Raw genomic sequence first — 20,551 nt, forward strand, 5'->3', positions numbered from 1 at the left:
TGTTCATAAACTCCTTTATTAGTATTTCTATTGTATCAGTCATTACTACTGTCGACAATATAGGTCAAAAGAATTATGTCAATCTGTCCGTCATTGTGGAATAATCAGAATAAATAATCATGTATAAATAAAATCTCTGTTTTTCAATCTTGTGGTGGAAATAATCCGAAAAGGCGGGTGTTTTCTTGTTAACAAAATATGAATATAAAGAAAGTTTAGGGAATATATTCGAGCTTTTCTCGAGTGGACTTATATTTATTAATGACAAAGGGATATTATTAGATATGAATTCATATGCCGAAAAAATTCTAGACATCAACAAAGATGACTATGTTGGTAATCATGCTAATGATTTATGTGAGATGTTTAGTGTAAGTGATGAGGAGAAAAAGTTCCTAGTAAAAAAACTTAAAAAAGAAGGATATTTGGAAAATCATATGGAATACCAACCGATCGTTGGTGAATATAAATATGTACATGTAGTAATTTCTAAACAAAGTGATAGTGATTTATATTTATTAGAAATTAGTGATGAATCGGAAAAAATATATATGAAGAAAAGATTGGATCAATCGGAATCACTGCGAACATTAGGCCAATTAGCAGCAGGAATAGCACATGAAATTCGAAATCCTATGACATCTTTGAAAGGTTTTACTCAATTATTAACTCAAAATGCAACGGATGATGCGAAGCGTTACTTAACTGTAATTAATGAAGAAATCAATAAAATGGAAGAAATACTTACTCAATTTTTAGAACTCTCCAAACCAAGTAAATCTAAGTTTACTGTCATAAATATTGAAGAGATAATACTAGAAGTAGTGAGCTTTATGGGTCCCCAAGCATTACTAAAATCAATCAACCTTCATGTTACTAGTCAAACAAACGGAGAGTGTCAGGTAATTGGGGATAGTCAGCTACTTAAGCAGGTATTTGTAAACGCTATTAAAAATGGAATGGAAGCAATGCCTAATGGGGGAAATATTAATATTAATATTTCTTATAAGATAGGGAAGTTTGTTAGTATTTCTGTCTGTGATGAAGGACAAGGCATTGATGACGAACATATCAATAAAATTTTTCAGCCTTTTTTCACTACTAAATCAACCGGGACAGGTCTAGGGCTCTCACATGTCTACAAAGTAATTGAAGAGCATGGAGGAAATATAGAAGTTAGTAGTGTAGTAGAACAAGGTACTACTTTTGAATTTGTCCTTCCATTAAATAATAGTTTATAAAGCTTTTTGACATTTCAAAGCTTAGACCTATATAATAGTGGGTAATGTATTTTATATAGGTGAGGATGACGAAATATGACAGCTGAACAGTCAAACAGTGCATTAAAACTATTCATAGTATTATCTCGTGCCCATAAAGTAATCCATGAATGTACGAATCAGTTTTTTCAAGAAAATGGTTTAAATCCAACGGAATTTGCTGTACTAGAGCTTTTATATCATAAAGGTAAACAACCCCTTCAGCAAATTGGTAACAAAATTTTGTTGGCAAGTGGTTCTATTACGTATGTAGTTGATAAATTAGAAGGACGAGGGTATGTTAAAAGAGTTTCGAGTCCTACGGATAGACGTGTAACATATGCAGAAATATCCGAAGAAGGTACGTTGTTTATGGATGAACTATTTCCGCGCCATGAGGAACAATTAGTAAGTCTTATGGGTGCATTATCCGAAGATGAAAAGCAGGTAGTCATTGAACTTACAAAAAAGTTAGGTTTATCAATTAAAAACTTATCATACTAATATTTTATCCTTTGAACCTTGCAATGTGAGCGGGGTTTTTGTTTTTTACCGAAAGAGATAGTGAGTGAAATTGAATCTTCGAATGGATTACGCTCTAGTTTTCAAGAAAAGTACTAGCCTGTTTTAAAAAGATATTAAAAAAAGAAGGAGTGGTCATGACGTTAGTCATGACCACTCCTTCAATAATTAGTCGGGTAATAATATAGCGAGTACTGTAATTATTTAGATTTAATTGTTTCAGCCATTTGTACAAATTTCTCAAGTGCAGGTGTAGCAGCTGTGTCAAAAACAGTTAACTTAACGAGCAATCCATCACGTTCAAATACATATCCAGAAACTTTGCCATCAGTTGTATCGATCTGATGAGCGGAAACATTTTTGATAGAATCATGTGTAGGAATCATATTGTCGTCCGTAATTTCTGTAACAGTAGAAGATTCATTGGATGCTTGCAATGAAGCCATTGTATTCTCTTCAATTTCTTCAAGAGTAATTTCCTCTGCCGAGAAAGTTTCGATACGCATAGATTGTAGATCGTTTTTTTGGTTAAACAATAGGTCTTTATTTGGTTCTTCAGCAGTTAACTCATAGCCCTCCAACACAGTGATGGAATAGTTATTACTATCACTTTCCGTTGCGGTCCCTTCTAATTCTTTCTCAGGTGAAGCAGCTTGTGTTGTATCAACCTCACTATTTTCAGTTACTTCTGGGGAAGTTGTTACTTTCGCATTTTCAGTTTCTTGTGTATTACTATCCTGTTTCTCGGTTGTTGTACTTGTCCCACAAGCTGCGAGAATTACTGTTAGTAATAGTATAGAAAGTAGCGTATAAATTTTTTTCATCCTTATTCAGCTCCCTTTTATTAGATAAAGTCTTTGCTTTTCATTCAATACTTGTCCAAATTCAGTATCTCAAGTTGCTACAGAATCTCAGCGATTGTTGGCTAACAAAGTACTCGCACAGATTGACGAAAAGGTTTTTCATATGTTTCAAGTGATGGGTAATATTAAAAACAATAGAACAAGCAATGTGATATGGGCGAGAACAATTGCAGTAATACTACGTTTCCACTCATATAGTATACCAAAGATGATCCCTACGAAAAATCCTCCTAATATACCTATCCAAAAACCAGTGAAAATGAACGACAATCCAAATAGTAAGGAACTTAACACAACAGCATATTTAGGCTTCATAAATTTTTTTAATTTTTGTTGGATTAGTCCTCTCCAAAATACCTCTTCCCCAGGAGCGATGATGAATACTAACAGGAGATAATGCCAGATAGCGGATGGTCCAAAATGATTTAGAAATTTATCTATACTATTTGTCCAACTAGCTGGTCCCATGTCGATTAATAAGTATGATACTTGAATGCCTGCATAAGCAAATATCCCGAACATAACTCCAAGAAAAATTAAGCGAACTGAATTGTTGTCTTCTTCCATTTTGGAGAAGTAGAAAAAAGCTGCCATTAGGAAAAACACAGAAAACGTATAAAAGTACCAAAAAACTTCTTCGTTCGAAAAAGTAATCCAGGACAAAAAGTAAGCAAGAAAAAGTGAAAATACTAACTGATAAATGGATAATTGACGAAACATAATACACATCCTTCTTATATTTAAAAAACCGTCCATCTTTTGAGAGGAACGGCATGACGTTTAATCTTCATTACTATATAATATTTTATAACGCTTATGATTTATTACTGTCTTTTCTTCTGCCTCAAGCTCGTTAAAGTTCTCCATATAAGTTAAGTTAACGATTACAGAATTTTCATTGACTTTCTCTACAATGCCTTGAAGACCATCTTTGAATTCAATAATATTCCCAACTTCAGCTATTTTCATAGAGTGCCCCATCCCCTTAAGAACGTAATATAATACAGTTTGCCTTAAAATAAGGAGTACGTAAAGTATTTTCACTGAAAATCTTAAAATATTTGTGAAAGGAATGAGATATATGCATGAATCATATGAAGAAAAACTTAATATGCTTAAAAATAGAGATCTTAAAGAAATAGTCATCGAAAAAAATGAATTTCTAGCTTTTAGAAAAGAATTAGTTTTGCGAGAGGATTTTAAACACTTTTCTGGTAATGCAAAACAAGGTGGGCAGGTAGTATACACTTATTTAGATGTAGCTAGAAGTTAAGGATGTCATTAATTGTCGTCCGTTTATTGGTTTAGCGCTTTTCAAAAATAGGTATACTTTAAAGAATATACATTTTTAAAAGGGGCGATTCAGTATGTCAGAAACAAGGTCAAATCAATTAGAAGTTACAAGAGAAAAAATGATAAAGTGCGCGATAGAAAAAGGAATCTTAAACAATGAAACGATTAAGTTAAGTGAAGAATTAGATCAATTATTAAATGATTTCCAATATACTGATATGAGTGATATAGAAACAAAAATAGAAGGATAATAGGGGGAGAGAGTAGATTGAGTAATATATCATTATTACAACAAGAACTGAACAAAGCTATCATTGGGAGAGAAACAGAAATTAAATTTATGTTAATGGGGTTGTTAGTGCAGGGTCATGTACTATTGGAAAGTGTTCCTGGCTCCGGTAAAACAATGATGGCTAAAGCTTTTGCAGAAGCTATTCATGGTGAATTTAAGCGTCTACAGTTTACTCCAGATGTATTACCTTCAGATGTTACAGGTATTAGTTATTTTCATCCGCAAAAACAAGAATTTGTTCTTCGCGTAGGACCAATAATGAGTAATATATTACTAGCTGATGAGATTAATCGTGCTACTCCTCGAACCCAGTCTAGTTTGTTAGAAGCAATGGAAGAAAAGCAGGTCTCAATAGATGGGGAAACAATTCCTCTGTTAAAACCATTTATGGTAATTGCCACACAAAATCCTGTCGAATCCCAACAAGGAACTTTTCCATTGCCAGCAGCGCAGTTAGATCGGTTTTTGTTTAAATTGGCGATAGATTATCCTTCAAAGGATGAAGAAAAAACTATTCTAAAAAAATTTGGTCGCACTCCAGGAAAAGTAAATATAGAGAAAATCGTATCTTTGGATCAGATCGAGATGTGGTCTGAACAAGTGAAAGAAATAACCGTGCATGAGGATATCATGACCTATATTATTCAAATTGTGCATAGTACAAGGAATCATCCGTACATAGAACTTGGACTTAGTAGCCGTGCTTCTCTGGCTATTCTCCAAGCAGCGAAGGCATATGCATTTGTGAACAACAGAACATTTGTAACACCGGATGATGTGAAGAGTGTTATCGAACCAGTATGTCTTCACCGCATGAAGTTATCACCTCAAGGAATGCTAATTCATAATTTAGCAGAGATTTTAACAACAATAGTTGAAGAGGTGGAAGCACCAGTGGAGGCTAATGTGCGATGAATTGGAATCGTCATGGTGCAGGTATGAAGAATACTAGAATGTATATAGATGTTCTAGTATTTTCTCTTATTCTCTGTTTTCTATTTAAGCAGTATATTTTAGTAACAATTATTTCATTTTTATTGATAGTAGCGCTGTTACAAATAATTTATTATCACCGAGTTGGAAAAAGGTTCGAATTTGTAAATGAAAAAAAAAGAATACGCTTAATGAAAAACACTTCCTCTGATTTTACATTGACTTTTCACAACAAAGGACTCCCAATTTGGAATGCAGTTCTAAAAATTAGTTTTCAAACGAATATAGCTCCAGATGGTATAGGCAATACAACTATAGGGGAGTTTCACGAGGTTAGAATTCCTTTTTCAATAGGATATAAAAAAACCGTTTCCTTAAAGGTACCTATTAAAGGGATATCCAGAGGCCTTGCTAGAATTAGACAGCTCGAAGTACTGATACCTCATCCATTAACAGAAGGATCTATATTACTGGAGTACAAGCCGTTTATATTAATAGATGCTATTGTTTTTCCTACTATAAATGAAGTGAAGACTAATTTTCCACCATCTAAATTGAAGCAAGGTGACTTACCTTTGAATGCTTCTTTGTTTGATGATCCTTTCTTCCCTGTAGGTACACGGGAATACGAGCCTGGCGATCAATTTCATCATATACATTGGAAGGCTAGTGCAAAGACGGGACAATTACAAACAAAAGTTTTTACACGTGTGGCCAATGTGTCTGCTCTATTTGTTGTTAATGTTGGGGAAAGATACAGCGTTCTTTCTGATTTTGAAGAAAAAATAGAATGGCTAGCTTCCTACATAGATGCTTGCTACAGAGAAGAGATCCCTTTCTCATTTGCTATAAATATCCGAGCAACAGGAAAAGTTCCTTTTGTACATCTACCACTTGGTAGTGGGGATTCGCATCGTATCCAAGCAATGGAATTGCTTTCCATCCTATCGATAGCTAATAGTATTATTCCTTTTGATAGATTACTAGCATACATAGATATACATGAGGAGTTACCAGTGGTGACGTATGTAATGACGCCTCATGTAGATAATTTTACATTGTGGCTCCATCGATGGGAGCAGAGCACGAATGTAATATTAATGGCGTCTACAAAGGTAGGGGGCATATCTAATGAATGAAGTGCTTAGTTCGAAAATGGTTCAAGCGGAGTCCCTGGGCAAATACATACAAGATATATGGATAATTGCCTTAGTGTCCGTTATTTTTCATCAGGAAACGAATATTGTGTTACCTTTTTTATGGATCATACTTCAGGTTTTCATTGTTAGCTGCGTGCAAATAATTATGAGTAAAACTGGTCCAAGGCCAATAATTCCGTATATAGTTCCTATGAGTGTTTTACTAATACTATTTCTTTTTAATAGCCCACTCTGGTTATACATAATTGGTACGGGAATATCTATATGGCGCCTACAAATACGATTTAATAAAATTCAAGATGAACAGTCAGTAGAAAGTAATTATCATTTGAGTTTCTTCCTAGTATTTTTAGTAGTTCATTTTATTTGCTTAATCATTGGGATTGAGGACTATATTTTTCCTTTATATAGCATCGTCATTTTAGGTATTGTGATCCAAGGTGCAACGAGACTATATGCTGTGTGGATAAGCACAAATAAACAAAATTCAGCTTCCTTGGCTCACGTAGCAGGTGGATTTTCTATCGGATTAGTATTTGTAGTTGGTTTATCAATGTTGGTTTATTTTACAATACCATTGTTAAGAACTGGGTTCGGTTTTCTGCTAGGTAAGGTGATGACTATAGCTATCATTCCATTTGTCCCTCTATTGGAATATCTAGACAAGTTATTAAATAAGTTAGAAATAAAAATTCCGGAAGAAATGGAACGTATCCCGTCAGAAGAGCAAACGGAACTTGAACCACAAGAAGTTGTATCCGAAACTTTAGGAGGAGCATTTCCATTTGAACTAATCTTCATTGTTTTAGCTATCCTGGCGATTATACTTTTCCTTCGATTTTTAATGAAAAACAAACCAGATGAGCTAATTGCAGAGCCAAGTGTAATTCATTATTTGAATAAAGAATTAGAAGGTCAAAAAGAAGAGCATGAACATATTGGTCAGCAATCCCTGTATAAAGTGGATACGTCTCTATTAAGAGAGAAGTATCAACAATTTGAAGTAGAGGCTTCGTTCTATACTTATAAACGGGCTAAAAGTGAGACAGTTCGTGATTGGTTCCGACGAATGGAATGGGTCGTGCAGGACGAGTTCTTTCAAGTATACGAAGAAGTAAGATACGGGGGCCAAACGATTTCTTCAGAGATGGCCCAACTTTTTCAAACAAACCTGGAAACAATAAAAAAAGAATTTTTTTTTGAAAAAGATGTTTAAAAAATATAGAGCGGGGCATAATAATAAAGAACACAGCAACATTCTCATTTCCCCCTTTTTAAGGATCATCCAAAAGTTATATGGATGGTCCTCTTTTTTTGGTACACTTAATGTATTAAAAAATATAAATGGGGGATTAACTATGTCAAAAAAATTTAGTGTTGGTTTTATTGGTACAGGTGTAATGGGGAAAAGTTTAGTAAAGCATCTATTGAATGATCATCATGAAGTAACGATTTATACAAGAACAAAAGAGAAGGCAGCTGATTTAGTCAAAGAAGGAGCAGTATGGGTTTCTTCCCCTAGCGAGGTTGCAAAGAAAGTAGAGATATTATTCACTATGGTTGGCTATCCACACGATGTGGAGGAAGTGTATTTTGGAGATAATGGTATTTTTCAAATAGACAATGTCAATCTAATTGTGATAGATATGACAACTTCGACACCAACCTTAGCTAAGAAAATTGAAGAAAAAGCAAAAGAGAAAGGGATGCTATCGTTAGATGCCCCTGTTTCTGGAGGAGATATTGGTGCACAGCTAGGAAAGCTTTCTATTATGTGTGGTGGGGAAAAATCGACATTTGAACAAGCACTTCCTATTCTAAGTCTATTTGGAGAAACGATTTTATACCAAGGGGCAGCTGGTGCTGGTCAGCATACTAAAATGTGTAACCAAATAACTATCGCTACAGGTATGATTGGTGTTTGTGAGGCATTAGCTTATGGAAGAAAGGCTGGCTTAGACTTAGACCAAGTTTTACGCTCCATTTCAACAGGAGCAGCAGGATCATGGTCACTTAGTAATTTGGCCCCAAGAATGATAGCAGGAAATAATGAGCCTGGCTTTTATATTAAGCACTTTGTGAAAGACATGAAGATTGCTTTAGAAGAGGCGGATAAAATGGGTCTTCAATTACCAGGTATAGCACTTGCCAAATCCTTATATGAGGAACTAATGGAAGACGGGTATTCCGAAAATGGTACACAAGCCCTAATAAATATGTACAAATAATATAGTAATTATTTACTACTACATGTTATAATAACTGTACATATTATGAAGGTAGGCGAATTATCGTGAGCGACCAAAAAGGAATATTACTTGAAAGTGGCACAAATGAATTAGAAATCGTGGAATTTCAGGTTGGACAAAATAAATTTGGTATAAATGTGATTAAAGTTAAAGAAATAATTCAGCCTATTGGCATTACATTTATTCCACACGCGCACCCCCATGTGGAAGGGATTGTTCAACTTCGCGGAGAGGTATTGCCTGTAGTAAGCATGAACCGAGTCTTAGGAATTCCTGTTCAAAACAAGAGTGATCAAGAAAAATTTATAGTAGCAGAGTTCAATAAACAACGTGTCGTTTTCCATGTAGATAATGTCACGCAAATTCATCGTATCTCTTGGGATCAAATTGAAAAACCATCAGATATTTATCAAGGTAGCTCTTCCCATGTTATTGGAGTTATTAAAAGACAAGAAGAAATGATTCTATTAATAGATTTCGAGAAAATTATTGTCGATATTAATCCAGAATCAGGTATTAGTGTGGAGTCTGTGAAAAAACTTGGTAAACGTGAGCGATCAGATAAAAAAATTGTAATAGCAGAGGACTCCCCTTTACTTCGTAAACTATTACATGACACTTTGACGGAAGCAGGTTACGCAAACCTAGAATTTTTTGAGAACGGATTAGATGCTATTAACTATTTAGACCAAATAACTAAAGTGACGAATGATATTGCTGAGCATGTACAAATCGTTGTAACAGATATCGAAATGCCTCAGATGGATGGTCATACATTGACTAAAAAGATAAAAGAGCATACTATTTTATCCAAGTTGCCTGTACTTATTTTCTCCAGTTTGATTACGGATGATCTTCGTCATAAAGGAGACCAAGTCGGAGCAGAGGACCAAATTAGTAAACCAGAAATAGCTGAGTTGGTCTTGAAAATCGACAAATTTATTTTGTAGGTTCGTCTAGGTTTATATTGAATAACTCAAAAAAACTAGCAAGGGGATTAGTTTCTTCCTGCTAGTTTTTTTGTATATAATTTCTTACCTGTCTAAATAGGATTTCATGGTACGTTTATAGTTTTCTTTCATGTAAGACTTAGTACAAACAACAGGTTGCTTTGAAGGCTTTTTTACAATAAGTTGAGGACCAATATAATCGGTAAGTAACTGTTTAGCCACTTTTAAATTCATCTTTCTAATTGGGTTTCGATATGAGTCGTCTAAATGCCCAAGGTGGGGGAGGTTCTTAAAATCTTCTTTTACCGGAATCATATGAAAATAGTAGTCGGCATACTGGATTAAGACAGAGGATTGTTGTTGACTATTTTTAGGGTTTCGTACGAAATGAAGACCAACTTTTTTTGCTTTATTTTCAGCTATTAACTTTTCAATCGTTAACTTTTTTAATTCGTATAGTGGTTTGTTGTCTATTGCTGTTTTCGCATGACGATTAACAGTATAAATTGCTGTTGCTATGTTTTTTTCATCAAATATAACGGACATATAATCCTCCTCGAAAGTTGCTCCATAATTATATCATACCAATTTTGTAGTTAATTGTGTACACAAACCAAAAGAATAGTGAAAAATAAATATATTTGAATAATTATCCTAAAGAAAGTAGTGAACAAACCGATAAAATGAAGTAAAGTTATTTATATATCAAGTACTTTTATGTAATCATTGGAGGACTATATGCATAATTCATCAAATAAAAATTTAGCTATCAGTGATTATTTAATAAAGATTATCGACGAAAATCCTTTGATTCCAACATTTTTGTTGAAAAAAGAGGAACAAAATAAATTTTCATTAATTTATGTAAATGATGCTGCTACTTCAATTTTAAATCCGTTAGATCAAAGCACATTAGAAGTAGTGTTAAACCAATTACAACCTATGCTTGTCAATAATAGTAAGCATAAGCTTTATCCAAATATACCTTTTACTATACATAAAAATTTATTTACATATGATATAACCATTGTCCTACTAGAAGATGGAATAGAACCGATCTATAGTGTGACAATGTATGATAGGACGAACGAGGAGAAAGAAATAAGTATTTTAAAAGAGTTTAAAGATAAATATCTGTCTCTTTTTAATAATAATTTGGACCCCGTCATATCCGTTTTTGAGAATGGAGAGATCCTCGATCTAAACGGTACTACTTCAAAAATTTTAGGGTATAATCCAAAAGACTTAGTAGGACAATCTATTGAAATGTTAATAGACGAAAATTCGAGGAGAAATTTCCAGTTAATGATGAAACAAACATTAACAGGCTATCCTACAGAAATGCAAAGTTGCTTAATACAGCATGTTAAAGGGCATTATATACCGATGTATATAAAGGCTATCCCACTGGAAAAAAATAATATTGTGACTACTTTTCACTTAGTTCTGCGCGATACAACCGCAGAATCTGATGAACAAGAACAGCTATATTATCTTGCATATCATGATCACCTTACTGGCTTGTGGAATAGACGTGCATTGAAGGAACATTTACAAGATAATGTGGTGAATGCAATGTCAGGAACTGAAATTTCAGTAGTTAGGATAGATTTAGATCGTTTTAAAATGATAAATGAATCACTTGGCTACAATTACGGTGATGAATTGCTCAAGAAAATTGCAGATCGACTTGGATTATATATTGATAAATCCAGTAATTTATATAGACAAAGTGGCGACGAATTTGTTTTTATAGCGGTTGGTAAATCTAGAGACGAAACTAGTGACTTTGCAGAGAATATATTATTAGAACTTTCTAAACCTTTATACTTAGACCATCAAGAATATTTCGTCACGGCTTCAATTGGGATTTCGATGTTCCCCTATGATGGGAAAAAAATGGATGAGTTACTTATCAAAGCAGATCAAGCATTATATATTGCTAAAGATAGAGGAAGGGCACATTACCGTTTCTATCAAGAACAAATGAACTTAGCTTTTCCTAATGATGCATTAATGGAATCACATTTAAGAAGAGCAATTGAGAAGGAAGAATTCTCTATCCATTACCAGCCGCAAGTTAATCTAGTAACTGGTGAGATAAATTCGTTTGAAGCATTACTTCGTTGGAATAATAGGAAGTTTGGATATGTATCCCCTATGAATTTTATACCACTTGCAGAAGAATCAGGAATGATTATGCAAATAGGAGAATGGGTGCTAGAAGAAGTTTGTAAGCAGCTAAAGTATTGGCAAGAAAAAGGCTATCGCCCAGTTAGAATCGCAGTAAATATATCGCCAAAACAGTTTATCCAAGATAACTTCGCTAGAAAGATTAACGAAAAAATACAAAAGTATGGTATCAGTCCGAGTTCGTTAGAAGTGGAGATTACCGAGAGTGCTATGACCGATATGCAAGATACTTTTTCTACTTTAAAAGAACTGAAGAATATAGGAGTTGTTATTTCAATTGATGACTTCGGAACTGGTTATTCTTCACTAAGTTATTTAAAGAAATATCCTATTGATATTATTAAAATAGATCAATCTTTTATCAAAGATATGGAATTAGACGATAAAAATGCAGCTATTGCTAGAACTATTATCCAACTTGCGCACAACTTAGGGATGGAAGTAATTGCTGAGGGAGTGGAAAAGGATCGACAAGTAGAAATTCTCAAAGCGGCAAATTGCCAAAAAGCTCAGGGCTATTTGTTCAGTAAACCTGTCTCAATTGAACATATCAATGAATCTTATATGCAACGCACAAAGCCGTAAATTCGTTTAGAGAATTTACGGCTTTTTTTTATTATCTATGATAATATAATGAGTGAATGTTCATTCAATTTAAAAGGGGTGTTTATATTGTTAAAAGAGAAGACGATAATAGTTACTGGTGGTTCAAACGGGATGGGAAAATACATGGCGATGAAATTTGTTTCAGAAGGAGCAAATGTAGTCATAACTGGCCGAGATTTAGAAAAGTTGAAGAGCGCTAAAAAGGAAATAGAAGCATATGGTAGTAATATAGCGTACTTCCAAATGGATGTTCGTGAGCCTGAGCATGTAGAAGCAATGATTCAATTTGCAGATCAAACATTTGGCCATATTGATGGTTTAGTTAATAATGCAGCGGGTAATTTTATAGTAGAAGCTGAAAAACTTTCCCCTAATGGTTGGAAAGCAGTAATCGATATCGTACTTAATGGTTCTTTCTATTGTTCAAGTGCTATTGGAAACTATTGGATTAGCAAGGGGAGTAAAGGTTCTATTTTAAATATGCTTGCTACATATGCATGGGGGGCAGGAGCAGGAGTTGTCCATTCAGCTGCTGCAAAAGCTGGGGTAATGTCGTTAACAAGAACTTTAGCGGTTGAATGGGGAAGTAAATATGGTATCCGTGTAAATGGTATAGCCCCAGGACCTATCGAACGTACTGGTGGAGCCGGAAAACTATGGGAATCTGAAGAAGCTGCGAAACGAACACTTCAATCAGTACCACTGGGCCGACTTGGAAAACCAGAGGAGATTGCAGAACTCGCAACATTTATATTATCCGACAAGGCTTCATATATGAATGGAGAGATTGTTACGTTAGATGGCGGGCAATGGTTGAATCCTAATCCTTTCTAACATAAAAGTAAGCGATTACATGGTTTTTTTATTCCTTTAATATGCTATGATAGTTACATAGGGTGTTTTCTTATGATGAAAGCAAACAAAGGAGTAGGATGCAATGATAACTGTGAGCAGCAAAGACTTTTTACAAATTCCTATTTTGGAATTCATTATTTCTGCAGAGAAGGTTGCACATGTACAATTAGGAAATAACGCAGAACATGCTTTACTTGTACTTACTAAAACTGGATATTCTTCGATTCCAGTATTAGATGTAAAATATAGACTTCAGGGGTTAATAAGCTCTCAACAAATTACGGATGAAATTTTAGGATTAGAACATATTGAATATGAACGTTTACCAGATTTAAAAGTTGACGATATTATGAAAAAAGACATCGCGGTTATTCATGTAGATGAAAAATTTCAAAAAGGGTTGGATTTATTAGTAGATAACCCGTATATTTGTGTCGTAGATGATGAGAAGACCTTTTTGGGGATTTTAACAAGAAGAGTTATTTTAAAGCAAATGAAAAAGTATCTTTATCAAGCACAATAAAATTTTAAACAGTTAGAAGGGAAGGCCAATCCTAGTTGGCCTTCTTTTTTTAGGAAAGTATACATTTGAACATAGAGTTTATGACCATATGAGAATAAATACTAAGGATTTTTGTTCAGGTGGAGCGATGATCAATAACCGTCGCTACAATATCTCATTTGTCTCACTCATCCCGCCGAAGTGGTGCCCTTGGATTTATAGTACTGTACCGGGAGCTTCTATCCGTTTTTTTTTTCTTATAAGCGTATAAAGCTTAAAATAATCCTATCCGAAAAGAGGTAAGCAAATGGTAACAGATTTTTTAATAATTCGTACATTAGCTGAGGAACAAAATATGAGAAAAGCAGCGGAAAGACTGTTTTTGTCTCAACCGGCATTGTCTCTTAGGCTGCAAACAATTGAAAAAGAGTGGAATACTAAGCTTTTTTTGAGATCACAAAAAGGTCTAACGGTTACGCCAGAGGGGGAACTTGTCATTGAGTTTGCTAACCAGATGCTTCAACAAAGAGAAGAAGTATTTGAAGCAATTCAATCCTTATCATCGAAAGTACATGGGACACTGAAAATTGCATGTGCTTCGATCGTTGGACAAAATTGGCTGCCAAAAGTATTAAAAGACTTTGTACAAACTTATCCAGAAGCGAAAATCTCATTATTGACCGGATGGAGCTCAGAAATTGTGAAATCCATTTATGATGGCGAGGCGCAGATTGGCATAGTGCGTGGCCAATCTGACTGGAAGGGAAATAAGATTCATTTATTTAGAGATACTTTATATTTGGTGGACAAGGAGATGACGTCGATAGAGGAAGTGTTGACGACGGATAAGCCCTTTATTCAATTTAAAAGTGATTCTAACTACTACCAGGAAATTCAACAATGGTGGCAAAAACATTTTACGGTTAATCCGAAAAGGCAAATTATTGTCGATCAAATTGAAACTTGTAAGCAAATGGCGCTAAATGGAATAGGTTATGCAATTCTACCGTCGATCACTTTAACGGGTCATGAAGATGTGAACAAAATACCATTAACGAATAATGAAGAGCAATTTGAATTGACAAGAGATACATGGTTAATCGGCTATGATGCGGCTTTCAATTTACCCCAGGTTAATGCTTTTGTCGAAATTGTAAAAAAACATGCAAATAACTTTCAATAATGGAACCTAACGATACCATTAACGTACTAATACATATATAGACAAGGGGGGAAAAAGATGTATATTAAAAAGTTTGTGGTGGTTATTTCAGCATTAATATTTTATTTAATATTTACGCCATCATTAGAAGCTTTAGCTGCACCTGAACCTGAACTAAATGTAAAAGTAACAACTGGGTTTAATGGAAAAGCAAAATATGGGGAAGGATTGCCTATAACTCTAACCGTAGAAAACAAGGGAGATGCATTTTCAGGTGACATCGTCCTAGATTTAGCGGAATCCTATCGTTTAGGAAATGCCCAGTCTATTCCTTTTGAAATTGGCGCAGGGGAAACAAAAACTATCCAAATTGCAGTAAGTGGGCTATCGGAAGACTATATGTATTCTGGAAATAGTGTTCAGTTGATTCACTTTTTTGAAGGAGGATGGGAAAAAGGGAAATCTATTGCCTACAAAGGAAATAAGACGGTGAAACCAAATTTTTCAGACCCTGCAACTACTTTCTATTTAACATTGACGGAAAGTGCAGATCGCTTAAAGGTTCTCACTCAACTGAAACAACCAAATCAGGTGAACAACGAAATTATCCATGTAGCCCAGCAGAGTAACTTTACGTTACCTGATGAAGGGGTTGCTTGGGAAATGGCAGATTATATTATTATCGATGAGTTTGTAATTGCTGATTTAACGGAACAACAACAGCAAGCATTTATCGATTATGTATCGTCAGGCGGAATAATAGTAATTGGAGCCTCTGATAATGTAATAGGTGAGCTTGGAAATCTAGCTGACTATTTACCATTAAACTTACATACGACAACACAAAGTATTACTCCTCAGAATCTAAGTGCATTAACAGGGGGCTTGTTGACTAATGATTTAAAGTTATATGATGCGACTTTAAACAATGGGTCTACCCCACTAGTCCAACTCGATGGGATGATACTAGCTGGCAAGAAACAATTGGGAAGCGGAACAATCATCCAAACCACTTTTTCACTAGGGGATGCACCATTGGCTGATGATCCCGTTTATAATGACTTAATGTCTACTATATTGCAGTCAGTTCAAGTGAAAAATACACAAAGTATGTATGGTTATAATATGAAAGACGAGCTTGTATACAATCTAGGGGAAACGAATTCGTTATTTAGTTCCTTTAAGGTATCTACACCACTAATGATTGGAATTGTCGTATTTTATATGATCATAATAGTTCCACTGTTATATATTATTTTGAAAAGAAAAGATAAGCGCGAGTATGCTTGGGGTATCATTCCTCTCACTGCAATAATTGCATCCCTGGCTATTTTTGGATACGGCGCCAAGGATCGAATAGCAAGGCCGCAAGTTCAGCAATCATCGTTTCTTCAAGTAAATGAAGATAAGAGCCTACAAGGATATTATGCTGAATCTATATTGAGTAACAAAGGTGGAGATTTCACTTTTGAAGCGCCAAATACTACTACGATGGTTGCAAAAAGAGGTACTAACTCATTAACAGGTCAAACTGCAAATGTGCATGAAAATGCTATTATGGAAAAACATGCAGCCAAGAGTGAACTGATCTTCCGTGATGTTGGTTATTGGTCTGTATCTTCCTTATTTGGGGAGACCCAATTGCAAGACGTAGGTAACTTTAATGTAGATTTAACAGTAGATTCTAGTAAAATACATGGTACAGTTCAAAGTAATTTTCCTTTTGGCTTAAAGGATGTTTCTATTTGGTCGGGTAGTAAGCTATATAAGTTAGGTGACATGGCTGCTGGAGAAAAAATAGAGATAAATAAGGATTTGGGTACCGTTATGTTAATGCCCATTTCTAACCCATACGCTAGTGCAAGCTATGGAACATATAATGCAAATCAAATGGATCTAATAACACAACGTAAGCAAGCACTTTATTCATCAAGTCTTATGTTAAATAATTCAAATTCAACACCTGCTATAACTGGTTTTGCAGAAGATAATATTCTTCCAGTTGAGTTGAAGGATAAAATAGTGGAGCTTTCTGCCTTGCATTTAGTTATTCAACCTTTCACAGCTACTACTATTTTCTCTGGTGAATTTACACTCCCAGCTAATACGTTCTCAGTAGTTGTAAATACCGAGCAATTCGGTAAATACATGGAACCAGTCCAAGGCAATAACTTCGAGTGGTATTTAGATGATGGAGAATATAATGTGCACTGGAAAGTTCCAGACACACTTCCTTTAGATAAGGTGAATTGGACGCAGTTACAGATAGCGAATACAGATCGAAATTCTCATACTATTGAAATTTGGAACTTAGAAACAAAATCTTTTGAAGAGATTACAGAAAGTCGATTTACTTTAAATGAAAATATTAATACGTATATCGATCAATCAGGAGTAATCCAATACAAATTAATTAAAAAATCAGTACAAGGCGATCCATATACACGACTTCCAGAAGTGCGTATGAAGGGGGAAGTGAAGCAATGATAGAAATTAAAGGATTAACTAAAAAATACGGCTCATTTTTTGCACTTAATGATCTAAATTTAACGCTACAAGAAGGCACTGTATTTGGTTTCGTAGGTGCAAACGGAGCAGGAAAATCGACCACTTTTTCTATACTGGCTACATTACTGCAACCAACCTCTGGTGACGCCATTGTAAATGGCAAAAGTGTAAGGACAGATGCAAGTGAAGTACGTAAACAAATTGGTTATATGCCTGACTTTTTTGGAGTGTATGATCAGTTGAAAGCAAATGAATATTTAGATTTTTATGGCGCTAGTTATGGGATTTCTGAAGCGGAAAGAAAAGTATTAATTCCACAGTTGCTCGAACTAGTGAACTTGACTCATAAGCGTTATGAATATGTGGACTTACTTTCACGAGGGATGAAACAACGCTTATGCCTTGCACGAGCATTGATACATGATCCAAAGGTTCTTATATTGGATGAACCAGCTTCTGGACTTGATCCAAGAGCGCGGGTAGAGATGAGAGATATTTTAAAGCAGCTAAAAGGAATGGGGAAAACGATTCTTATATCCTCCCATATATTACCGGAGTTAGCGGAAATGTGTGATGAAATAGGTGTAATAGATGGGGGAAGACTGATCGCGCATGGCTCCGTTGCAGATATCCAAGCTCAGCTTGCAGGAGAAAGACATATTACGGTGAAAGTAAAAGGATTATTAGAAAATGTTGCTACTTTTTTTGAAGAGGATCCTTTTGTCTCTTCTGTGGAATTACACACGGATAAAAATTCAGTGACCTTCAATTATCGAGGGACTGATGACGATCAAATCGATTTACTTAAAAAGGCAATGGACCATTCGATTAGAATTATTTCCTTCGCCGAGACAGAAACGGATCTTGAGGATGTCTTTATGGAAATAACGAAAGGAGCGAAATAAATGAAGCAGGTGTTTTCTAACCCGGTATTGGTAAAGGAAATAAAGTTGCGCTTTCGTTCCCCAAAAAGTTTTGTAGGAATTCTATTTTATTTAATTGCTATGTGTATTTTTGTCTTTGGATTTATCTTACTAACAACTCAATTTACAGGAACTGGATATTTCCGTCCAGAAGAAAGCTTTTTTATGTTTGCAATGCTTACTTATATACAATTAGGTTTAATACTTTTCATCACTCCAGGCTTAACGGCAGGTGCTATTAGCTCAGAGCGGGAGAAACAAACATTGAATATATTATTAACGACCGCACAAACTTCTTTCCAAATTATTTCGGGCAAATTAACGTCATCTATTGCCTTTTTATTACTATTATTAATAGCCGGATTACCTATTTATAGTATGGTTTTCTTATTCGGTGGGGTATCACCAGGTCAATTAGGAATTATATTCTTGTTTTTCTTTTTAACGATGCTTGCTATTGGAAGTATTGGAATTATGTACTCGACCATCATTCGTAAGACGATTGTTTCTATGATTGCAACATATGGGACAATGATTTTCTTAAGTGCGGTGACGGGTTTTATTTACTTAGTAATTACAGGAATGAACAGCATGGTAGCTGGTTCGATAGCATCTTCCCCGTTCGGGCATTTCTTTGCGAGTATAAATCCGGTGGTCCTCGTCTTAACACTTATATCACCAGGGTCAGATACATTTATAACAGATTCAACGAAGGTCGATTTCCCTATTTGGGCAGGCTACGCCATCTTCTATATTTGTATTACAGTAATATCAATTTTCATATCGGTGAAAAAATTACGAGTAAATATGAAACGGACAAAATAAGGAGGACAAATGGATGACTACTCCGAAAAAACTGATCAGATACGTCCAAAGGGCAAGAAATAGTCTAGCTATGGAGCATTATGTCAGAATGCTCCAAGCGGCCCTCTTTTATGGTTTTAGTGCCACTGCGCTTATCCTATTGGTATCTCGTTTATTTGTCTTTCCATATTATTTAAGAACTTCCATCATTGTTGGAAGTTCTGTTTTTATAGGCACATATCTTTATGCTTTTTGGAAAAGACCCTCAAGTGGAGAAGCAGTACAAAAGTTGGACGCATATTTTGTTGATAATTTACTTGTAAGTGCTTTAAGTTTTCTAGAGGGGAAATCTCTTCTTGCTAAAGGATTAATAGACAAAGCAGAAACAAACAGTGAGAGTGCTTTCCTTCTTTTTAAGAAGCGCGACAAAAAATACTTTAAGCCCAAATGGATTATAGGGCTTGTTTTGGCTTTTGCAGCAGTTCTCAGTTTGTATGTATTCCCAGCTGCAACGCAATTAGAAGCTAAGGATTTGGAACAAGAGAAAGAGATTGTAAAGGAACTAAAGAAAGAAGTAAGTAAGCTTGAGAAAAAGGAATTGTCAAAGCCAGTAAAAAAAGAATTGAATGATCTTAAAGAAAAACTTAAAGATTTAGATATAGCAGAAGAAACTTTGCGTGAAGTGGTGAAAAAGCAAAAAGAATTAGCACTAAAAGAACAGAAGCTAGAAGAAAAGAAAAAGGTAGCCGAACAAGAAGGGACGTCTGAATCCTCTTTAAGTACCGAGGAGCAAAAAGAACTCGCTTCGTTAGAGGATATTAATAATGCACTAGCTAAAAGTGCATCAAATTCTCGAACTATACTAAGTAAGATGGGGAAATCTTTACCATACAGTGCTGGGATAGCTCAAAATAATAGTTCACAATCTTCAAGCAATAAAAATGGGCAGCAGGGACAAAATCCACCTAATTCTGGCGCAGGACAAAGTCAAAGTCAAAGTCAAAGTCAAGGCCAAGGCCAGGGCCAGGGACAGGGACAGGGACAAGGCCAGGGACAGGGACAAGGCCAGGGACAGGGACAGGGACAGGGACAAGGACAAGGACAAGGACAAGGACAAGGACAGGGACAGGGACAAGGACAAGGACAAGGACAAGGCCAAGGACAGGGTCAAGGCCAAGGAACAGGGTCAGGCGCAGGTTTAGGTTCAGGAAGTAGAGATTTACTGTCTATACCTACAAGGATTGGTGGAAACGGGAAAACTTCAGTCGATTCAGGTGGACTTGGAGACGGAAATTCTGCTAGTGAACAACCAGCGGATACTGCTATAACTCGCGGCTCATCAAGACCATATAAAGAGGTAGTTAATGATTATTCGGAGTCTTATATAAAAAGTTCCGAGCGCATGCAATTACCAGCTGACTTACAAAGAATCGTCCAAGATTACTTTTCATCAGTTGAAAAAAGAGAATAACGGAGG

Annotated in this window: 21 protein-coding genes; 17 read left to right on the forward strand and 4 right to left on the reverse strand. The window is 35.3% G+C overall.

What is annotated here, in order from left to right:
- Nucleotides 1–185: 185 nt before the first annotated feature.
- The gene (locus MHI40_RS05175; RefSeq protein ID WP_340761807.1) at nt 186–1,241 is read left to right on the forward strand and encodes an ATP-binding protein; all 1,056 of its coding nucleotides are present in this window, start codon (nt 186–188) and stop codon (nt 1,239–1,241) included.
- 75 nt (nt 1,242–1,316) lie between these two features.
- Nucleotides 1,317–1,763, forward strand: a complete 447-nt coding sequence (locus tag MHI40_RS05180) for a MarR family winged helix-turn-helix transcriptional regulator (protein ID WP_340761808.1) — start codon at nt 1,317–1,319, stop codon at nt 1,761–1,763.
- A gap of 218 nt (nt 1,764–1,981) precedes the next feature.
- On the opposite strand, the gene MHI40_RS05185 is transcribed toward MHI40_RS05180, so the two are convergent.
- The 3 genes from MHI40_RS05185 to MHI40_RS05195 all read right to left on the reverse strand — a co-directional run bounded on the left by MHI40_RS05185 (nt 1,982) and on the right by MHI40_RS05195 (nt 3,613).
- Nucleotides 1,982–2,605, reverse strand: a complete 624-nt coding sequence (locus MHI40_RS05185; protein WP_340761809.1) for a hypothetical protein — start codon at nt 2,603–2,605, stop codon at nt 1,982–1,984.
- Nucleotides 2,606–2,752: 147 nt separating this feature from the next.
- The gene (locus MHI40_RS05190) at nt 2,753–3,364 is read right to left on the reverse strand and encodes a CPBP family intramembrane glutamic endopeptidase (RefSeq protein WP_340761810.1); all 612 of its coding nucleotides are present in this window, start codon (nt 3,362–3,364) and stop codon (nt 2,753–2,755) included.
- 60 nt (nt 3,365–3,424) lie between these two features.
- Complete coding sequence (locus MHI40_RS05195; protein ID WP_093535505.1) at nt 3,425–3,613, reverse strand: YkvS family protein; 189 nt, start codon at nt 3,611–3,613, stop codon at nt 3,425–3,427.
- Between the two features lie 112 nt (nt 3,614–3,725).
- Here MHI40_RS05195 and MHI40_RS05200 point away from each other — a divergent pair, with 112 nt between their 5' ends.
- From MHI40_RS05200 to MHI40_RS05230, 7 genes are all read left to right on the forward strand, one after another.
- Nucleotides 3,726–3,917, forward strand: coding sequence for a hypothetical protein (locus MHI40_RS05200; RefSeq protein ID WP_340761812.1), 192 nt, complete (start codon nt 3,726–3,728; stop codon nt 3,915–3,917).
- A gap of 94 nt (nt 3,918–4,011) precedes the next feature.
- Entirely contained in the window at nt 4,012–4,188 is a 177-nt protein-coding gene (locus MHI40_RS05205) for an aspartyl-phosphate phosphatase Spo0E family protein (protein WP_340761813.1), read from the forward strand.
- A gap of 17 nt (nt 4,189–4,205) precedes the next feature.
- The gene (locus tag MHI40_RS05210) at nt 4,206–5,144 is read left to right on the forward strand and encodes an AAA family ATPase (protein ID WP_340761814.1); all 939 of its coding nucleotides are present in this window, start codon (nt 4,206–4,208) and stop codon (nt 5,142–5,144) included.
- Nucleotides 5,141–6,301, forward strand: coding sequence for a DUF58 domain-containing protein (locus tag MHI40_RS05215; RefSeq protein ID WP_340761815.1), 1,161 nt, complete (start codon nt 5,141–5,143; stop codon nt 6,299–6,301). The genes MHI40_RS05210 and MHI40_RS05215 overlap by 4 nt, the downstream gene beginning before the upstream one ends.
- Nucleotides 6,294–7,538: a DUF4129 domain-containing protein gene (locus MHI40_RS05220; RefSeq protein WP_340761816.1), complete on the forward strand. Its 1,245-nt coding sequence runs from the start codon at nt 6,294–6,296 to the stop codon at nt 7,536–7,538. The genes MHI40_RS05215 and MHI40_RS05220 overlap by 8 nt, the downstream gene beginning before the upstream one ends.
- Before the next feature lie 142 nt (nt 7,539–7,680).
- Complete coding sequence (locus tag MHI40_RS05225) at nt 7,681–8,550, forward strand: NAD(P)-dependent oxidoreductase (RefSeq protein WP_340761817.1); 870 nt, start codon at nt 7,681–7,683, stop codon at nt 8,548–8,550.
- 65 nt (nt 8,551–8,615) lie between these two features.
- Entirely contained in the window at nt 8,616–9,521 is a 906-nt protein-coding gene (locus MHI40_RS05230) for a chemotaxis protein (RefSeq protein ID WP_340761818.1), read from the forward strand.
- Between the two features lie 84 nt (nt 9,522–9,605).
- Here the strand turns inward: MHI40_RS05230 and MHI40_RS05235 are convergent, their stop codons facing one another.
- Complete coding sequence (locus tag MHI40_RS05235; protein ID WP_340761819.1) at nt 9,606–10,067, reverse strand: YkyB family protein; 462 nt, start codon at nt 10,065–10,067, stop codon at nt 9,606–9,608.
- A 192-nt stretch (nt 10,068–10,259) separates the two neighbouring features.
- On the opposite strand from MHI40_RS05235, the gene MHI40_RS05240 reads away from it, so the two are divergent.
- From MHI40_RS05240 to MHI40_RS05275, 8 genes are all read left to right on the forward strand, one after another.
- The gene (locus MHI40_RS05240) at nt 10,260–12,299 is read left to right on the forward strand and encodes a sensor domain-containing protein (RefSeq protein ID WP_340761820.1); all 2,040 of its coding nucleotides are present in this window, start codon (nt 10,260–10,262) and stop codon (nt 12,297–12,299) included.
- Between the two features lie 87 nt (nt 12,300–12,386).
- Complete coding sequence (fadH, locus tag MHI40_RS05245) at nt 12,387–13,154, forward strand: 2,4-dienoyl-CoA reductase (protein WP_093535484.1); 768 nt, start codon at nt 12,387–12,389, stop codon at nt 13,152–13,154.
- A 103-nt stretch (nt 13,155–13,257) separates the two neighbouring features.
- A complete protein-coding gene (gene cbpB / locus MHI40_RS05250; protein WP_093535482.1) occupies nt 13,258–13,698 on the forward strand; it encodes a cyclic-di-AMP-binding protein CbpB in 441 nt (146 codons plus the stop codon).
- A gap of 286 nt (nt 13,699–13,984) precedes the next feature.
- Nucleotides 13,985–14,860 carry a LysR family transcriptional regulator gene (locus tag MHI40_RS05255; RefSeq protein ID WP_093535480.1) on the forward strand — a complete coding sequence of 292 codons (876 nt, stop codon included), beginning with the start codon at nt 13,985–13,987 and terminating at the stop codon, nt 14,858–14,860.
- Between the two features lie 57 nt (nt 14,861–14,917).
- Nucleotides 14,918–17,326: a hypothetical protein gene (locus MHI40_RS05260; RefSeq protein ID WP_340761822.1), complete on the forward strand. Its 2,409-nt coding sequence runs from the start codon at nt 14,918–14,920 to the stop codon at nt 17,324–17,326.
- Nucleotides 17,323–18,252 (forward strand): ABC transporter ATP-binding protein, encoded by a 930-nt coding sequence (locus MHI40_RS05265; RefSeq protein WP_093535476.1) that lies wholly within the window; start codon nt 17,323–17,325, stop codon nt 18,250–18,252. The genes MHI40_RS05260 and MHI40_RS05265 overlap by 4 nt, the downstream gene beginning before the upstream one ends.
- Nucleotides 18,253–19,095, forward strand: coding sequence for an ABC transporter permease (locus MHI40_RS05270; protein ID WP_340761823.1), 843 nt, complete (start codon nt 18,253–18,255; stop codon nt 19,093–19,095).
- A gap of 13 nt (nt 19,096–19,108) precedes the next feature.
- Complete coding sequence (locus tag MHI40_RS05275) at nt 19,109–20,545, forward strand: hypothetical protein (protein ID WP_340761824.1); 1,437 nt, start codon at nt 19,109–19,111, stop codon at nt 20,543–20,545.
- The last annotated feature ends 6 nt before the right edge of the window (nt 20,546–20,551 follow it).

The sequence above is a fragment of the Psychrobacillus sp. FSL H8-0510 genome, assembly GCF_038008345.1.
In the GTDB taxonomy this organism is placed as follows: Bacteria; Bacillota; Bacilli; order Bacillales_A; family Planococcaceae; genus Psychrobacillus; species Psychrobacillus psychrotolerans.

Excerpts from the sequence above, each read along its gene's own strand:
- MHI40_RS05215 (WP_340761815.1), top strand. The coding sequence starts at position 5,141 with ATGAATTGGAATCGTCATGGTGCAGGTATGAAGAATACTAGAATGTAT.
- MHI40_RS05265 (WP_093535476.1), top strand. The coding sequence starts at position 17,323 with ATGATAGAAATTAAAGGATTAACTAAAAAATACGGCTCATTTTTTGCA.
- MHI40_RS05195 (WP_093535505.1), bottom strand. The coding sequence starts at position 3,613 with ATGAAAATAGCTGAAGTTGGGAATATTATTGAATTCAAAGATGGTCTT.
- MHI40_RS05200 (WP_340761812.1), top strand. The coding sequence starts at position 3,726 with ATGCATGAATCATATGAAGAAAAACTTAATATGCTTAAAAATAGAGAT.
- MHI40_RS05220 (WP_340761816.1), top strand. The coding sequence starts at position 6,294 with ATGAATGAAGTGCTTAGTTCGAAAATGGTTCAAGCGGAGTCCCTGGGC.
- MHI40_RS05190 (WP_340761810.1), bottom strand. The coding sequence starts at position 3,364 with ATGTTTCGTCAATTATCCATTTATCAGTTAGTATTTTCACTTTTTCTT.
- MHI40_RS05255 (WP_093535480.1), top strand. The coding sequence starts at position 13,985 with ATGGTAACAGATTTTTTAATAATTCGTACATTAGCTGAGGAACAAAAT.
- cbpB (WP_093535482.1), top strand. The coding sequence starts at position 13,258 with ATGATAACTGTGAGCAGCAAAGACTTTTTACAAATTCCTATTTTGGAA.
- MHI40_RS05270 (WP_340761823.1), top strand. The coding sequence starts at position 18,253 with ATGAAGCAGGTGTTTTCTAACCCGGTATTGGTAAAGGAAATAAAGTTG.
- MHI40_RS05240 (WP_340761820.1), top strand. The coding sequence starts at position 10,260 with ATGCATAATTCATCAAATAAAAATTTAGCTATCAGTGATTATTTAATA.
- MHI40_RS05225 (WP_340761817.1), top strand. The coding sequence starts at position 7,681 with ATGTCAAAAAAATTTAGTGTTGGTTTTATTGGTACAGGTGTAATGGGG.
- MHI40_RS05180 (WP_340761808.1), top strand. The coding sequence starts at position 1,317 with ATGACAGCTGAACAGTCAAACAGTGCATTAAAACTATTCATAGTATTA.
- MHI40_RS05275 (WP_340761824.1), top strand. The coding sequence starts at position 19,109 with ATGACTACTCCGAAAAAACTGATCAGATACGTCCAAAGGGCAAGAAAT.
- MHI40_RS05185 (WP_340761809.1), bottom strand. The coding sequence starts at position 2,605 with ATGAAAAAAATTTATACGCTACTTTCTATACTATTACTAACAGTAATT.
- MHI40_RS05260 (WP_340761822.1), top strand. The coding sequence starts at position 14,918 with ATGTATATTAAAAAGTTTGTGGTGGTTATTTCAGCATTAATATTTTAT.
- MHI40_RS05205 (WP_340761813.1), top strand. The coding sequence starts at position 4,012 with ATGTCAGAAACAAGGTCAAATCAATTAGAAGTTACAAGAGAAAAAATG.
- MHI40_RS05235 (WP_340761819.1), bottom strand. The coding sequence starts at position 10,067 with ATGTCCGTTATATTTGATGAAAAAAACATAGCAACAGCAATTTATACT.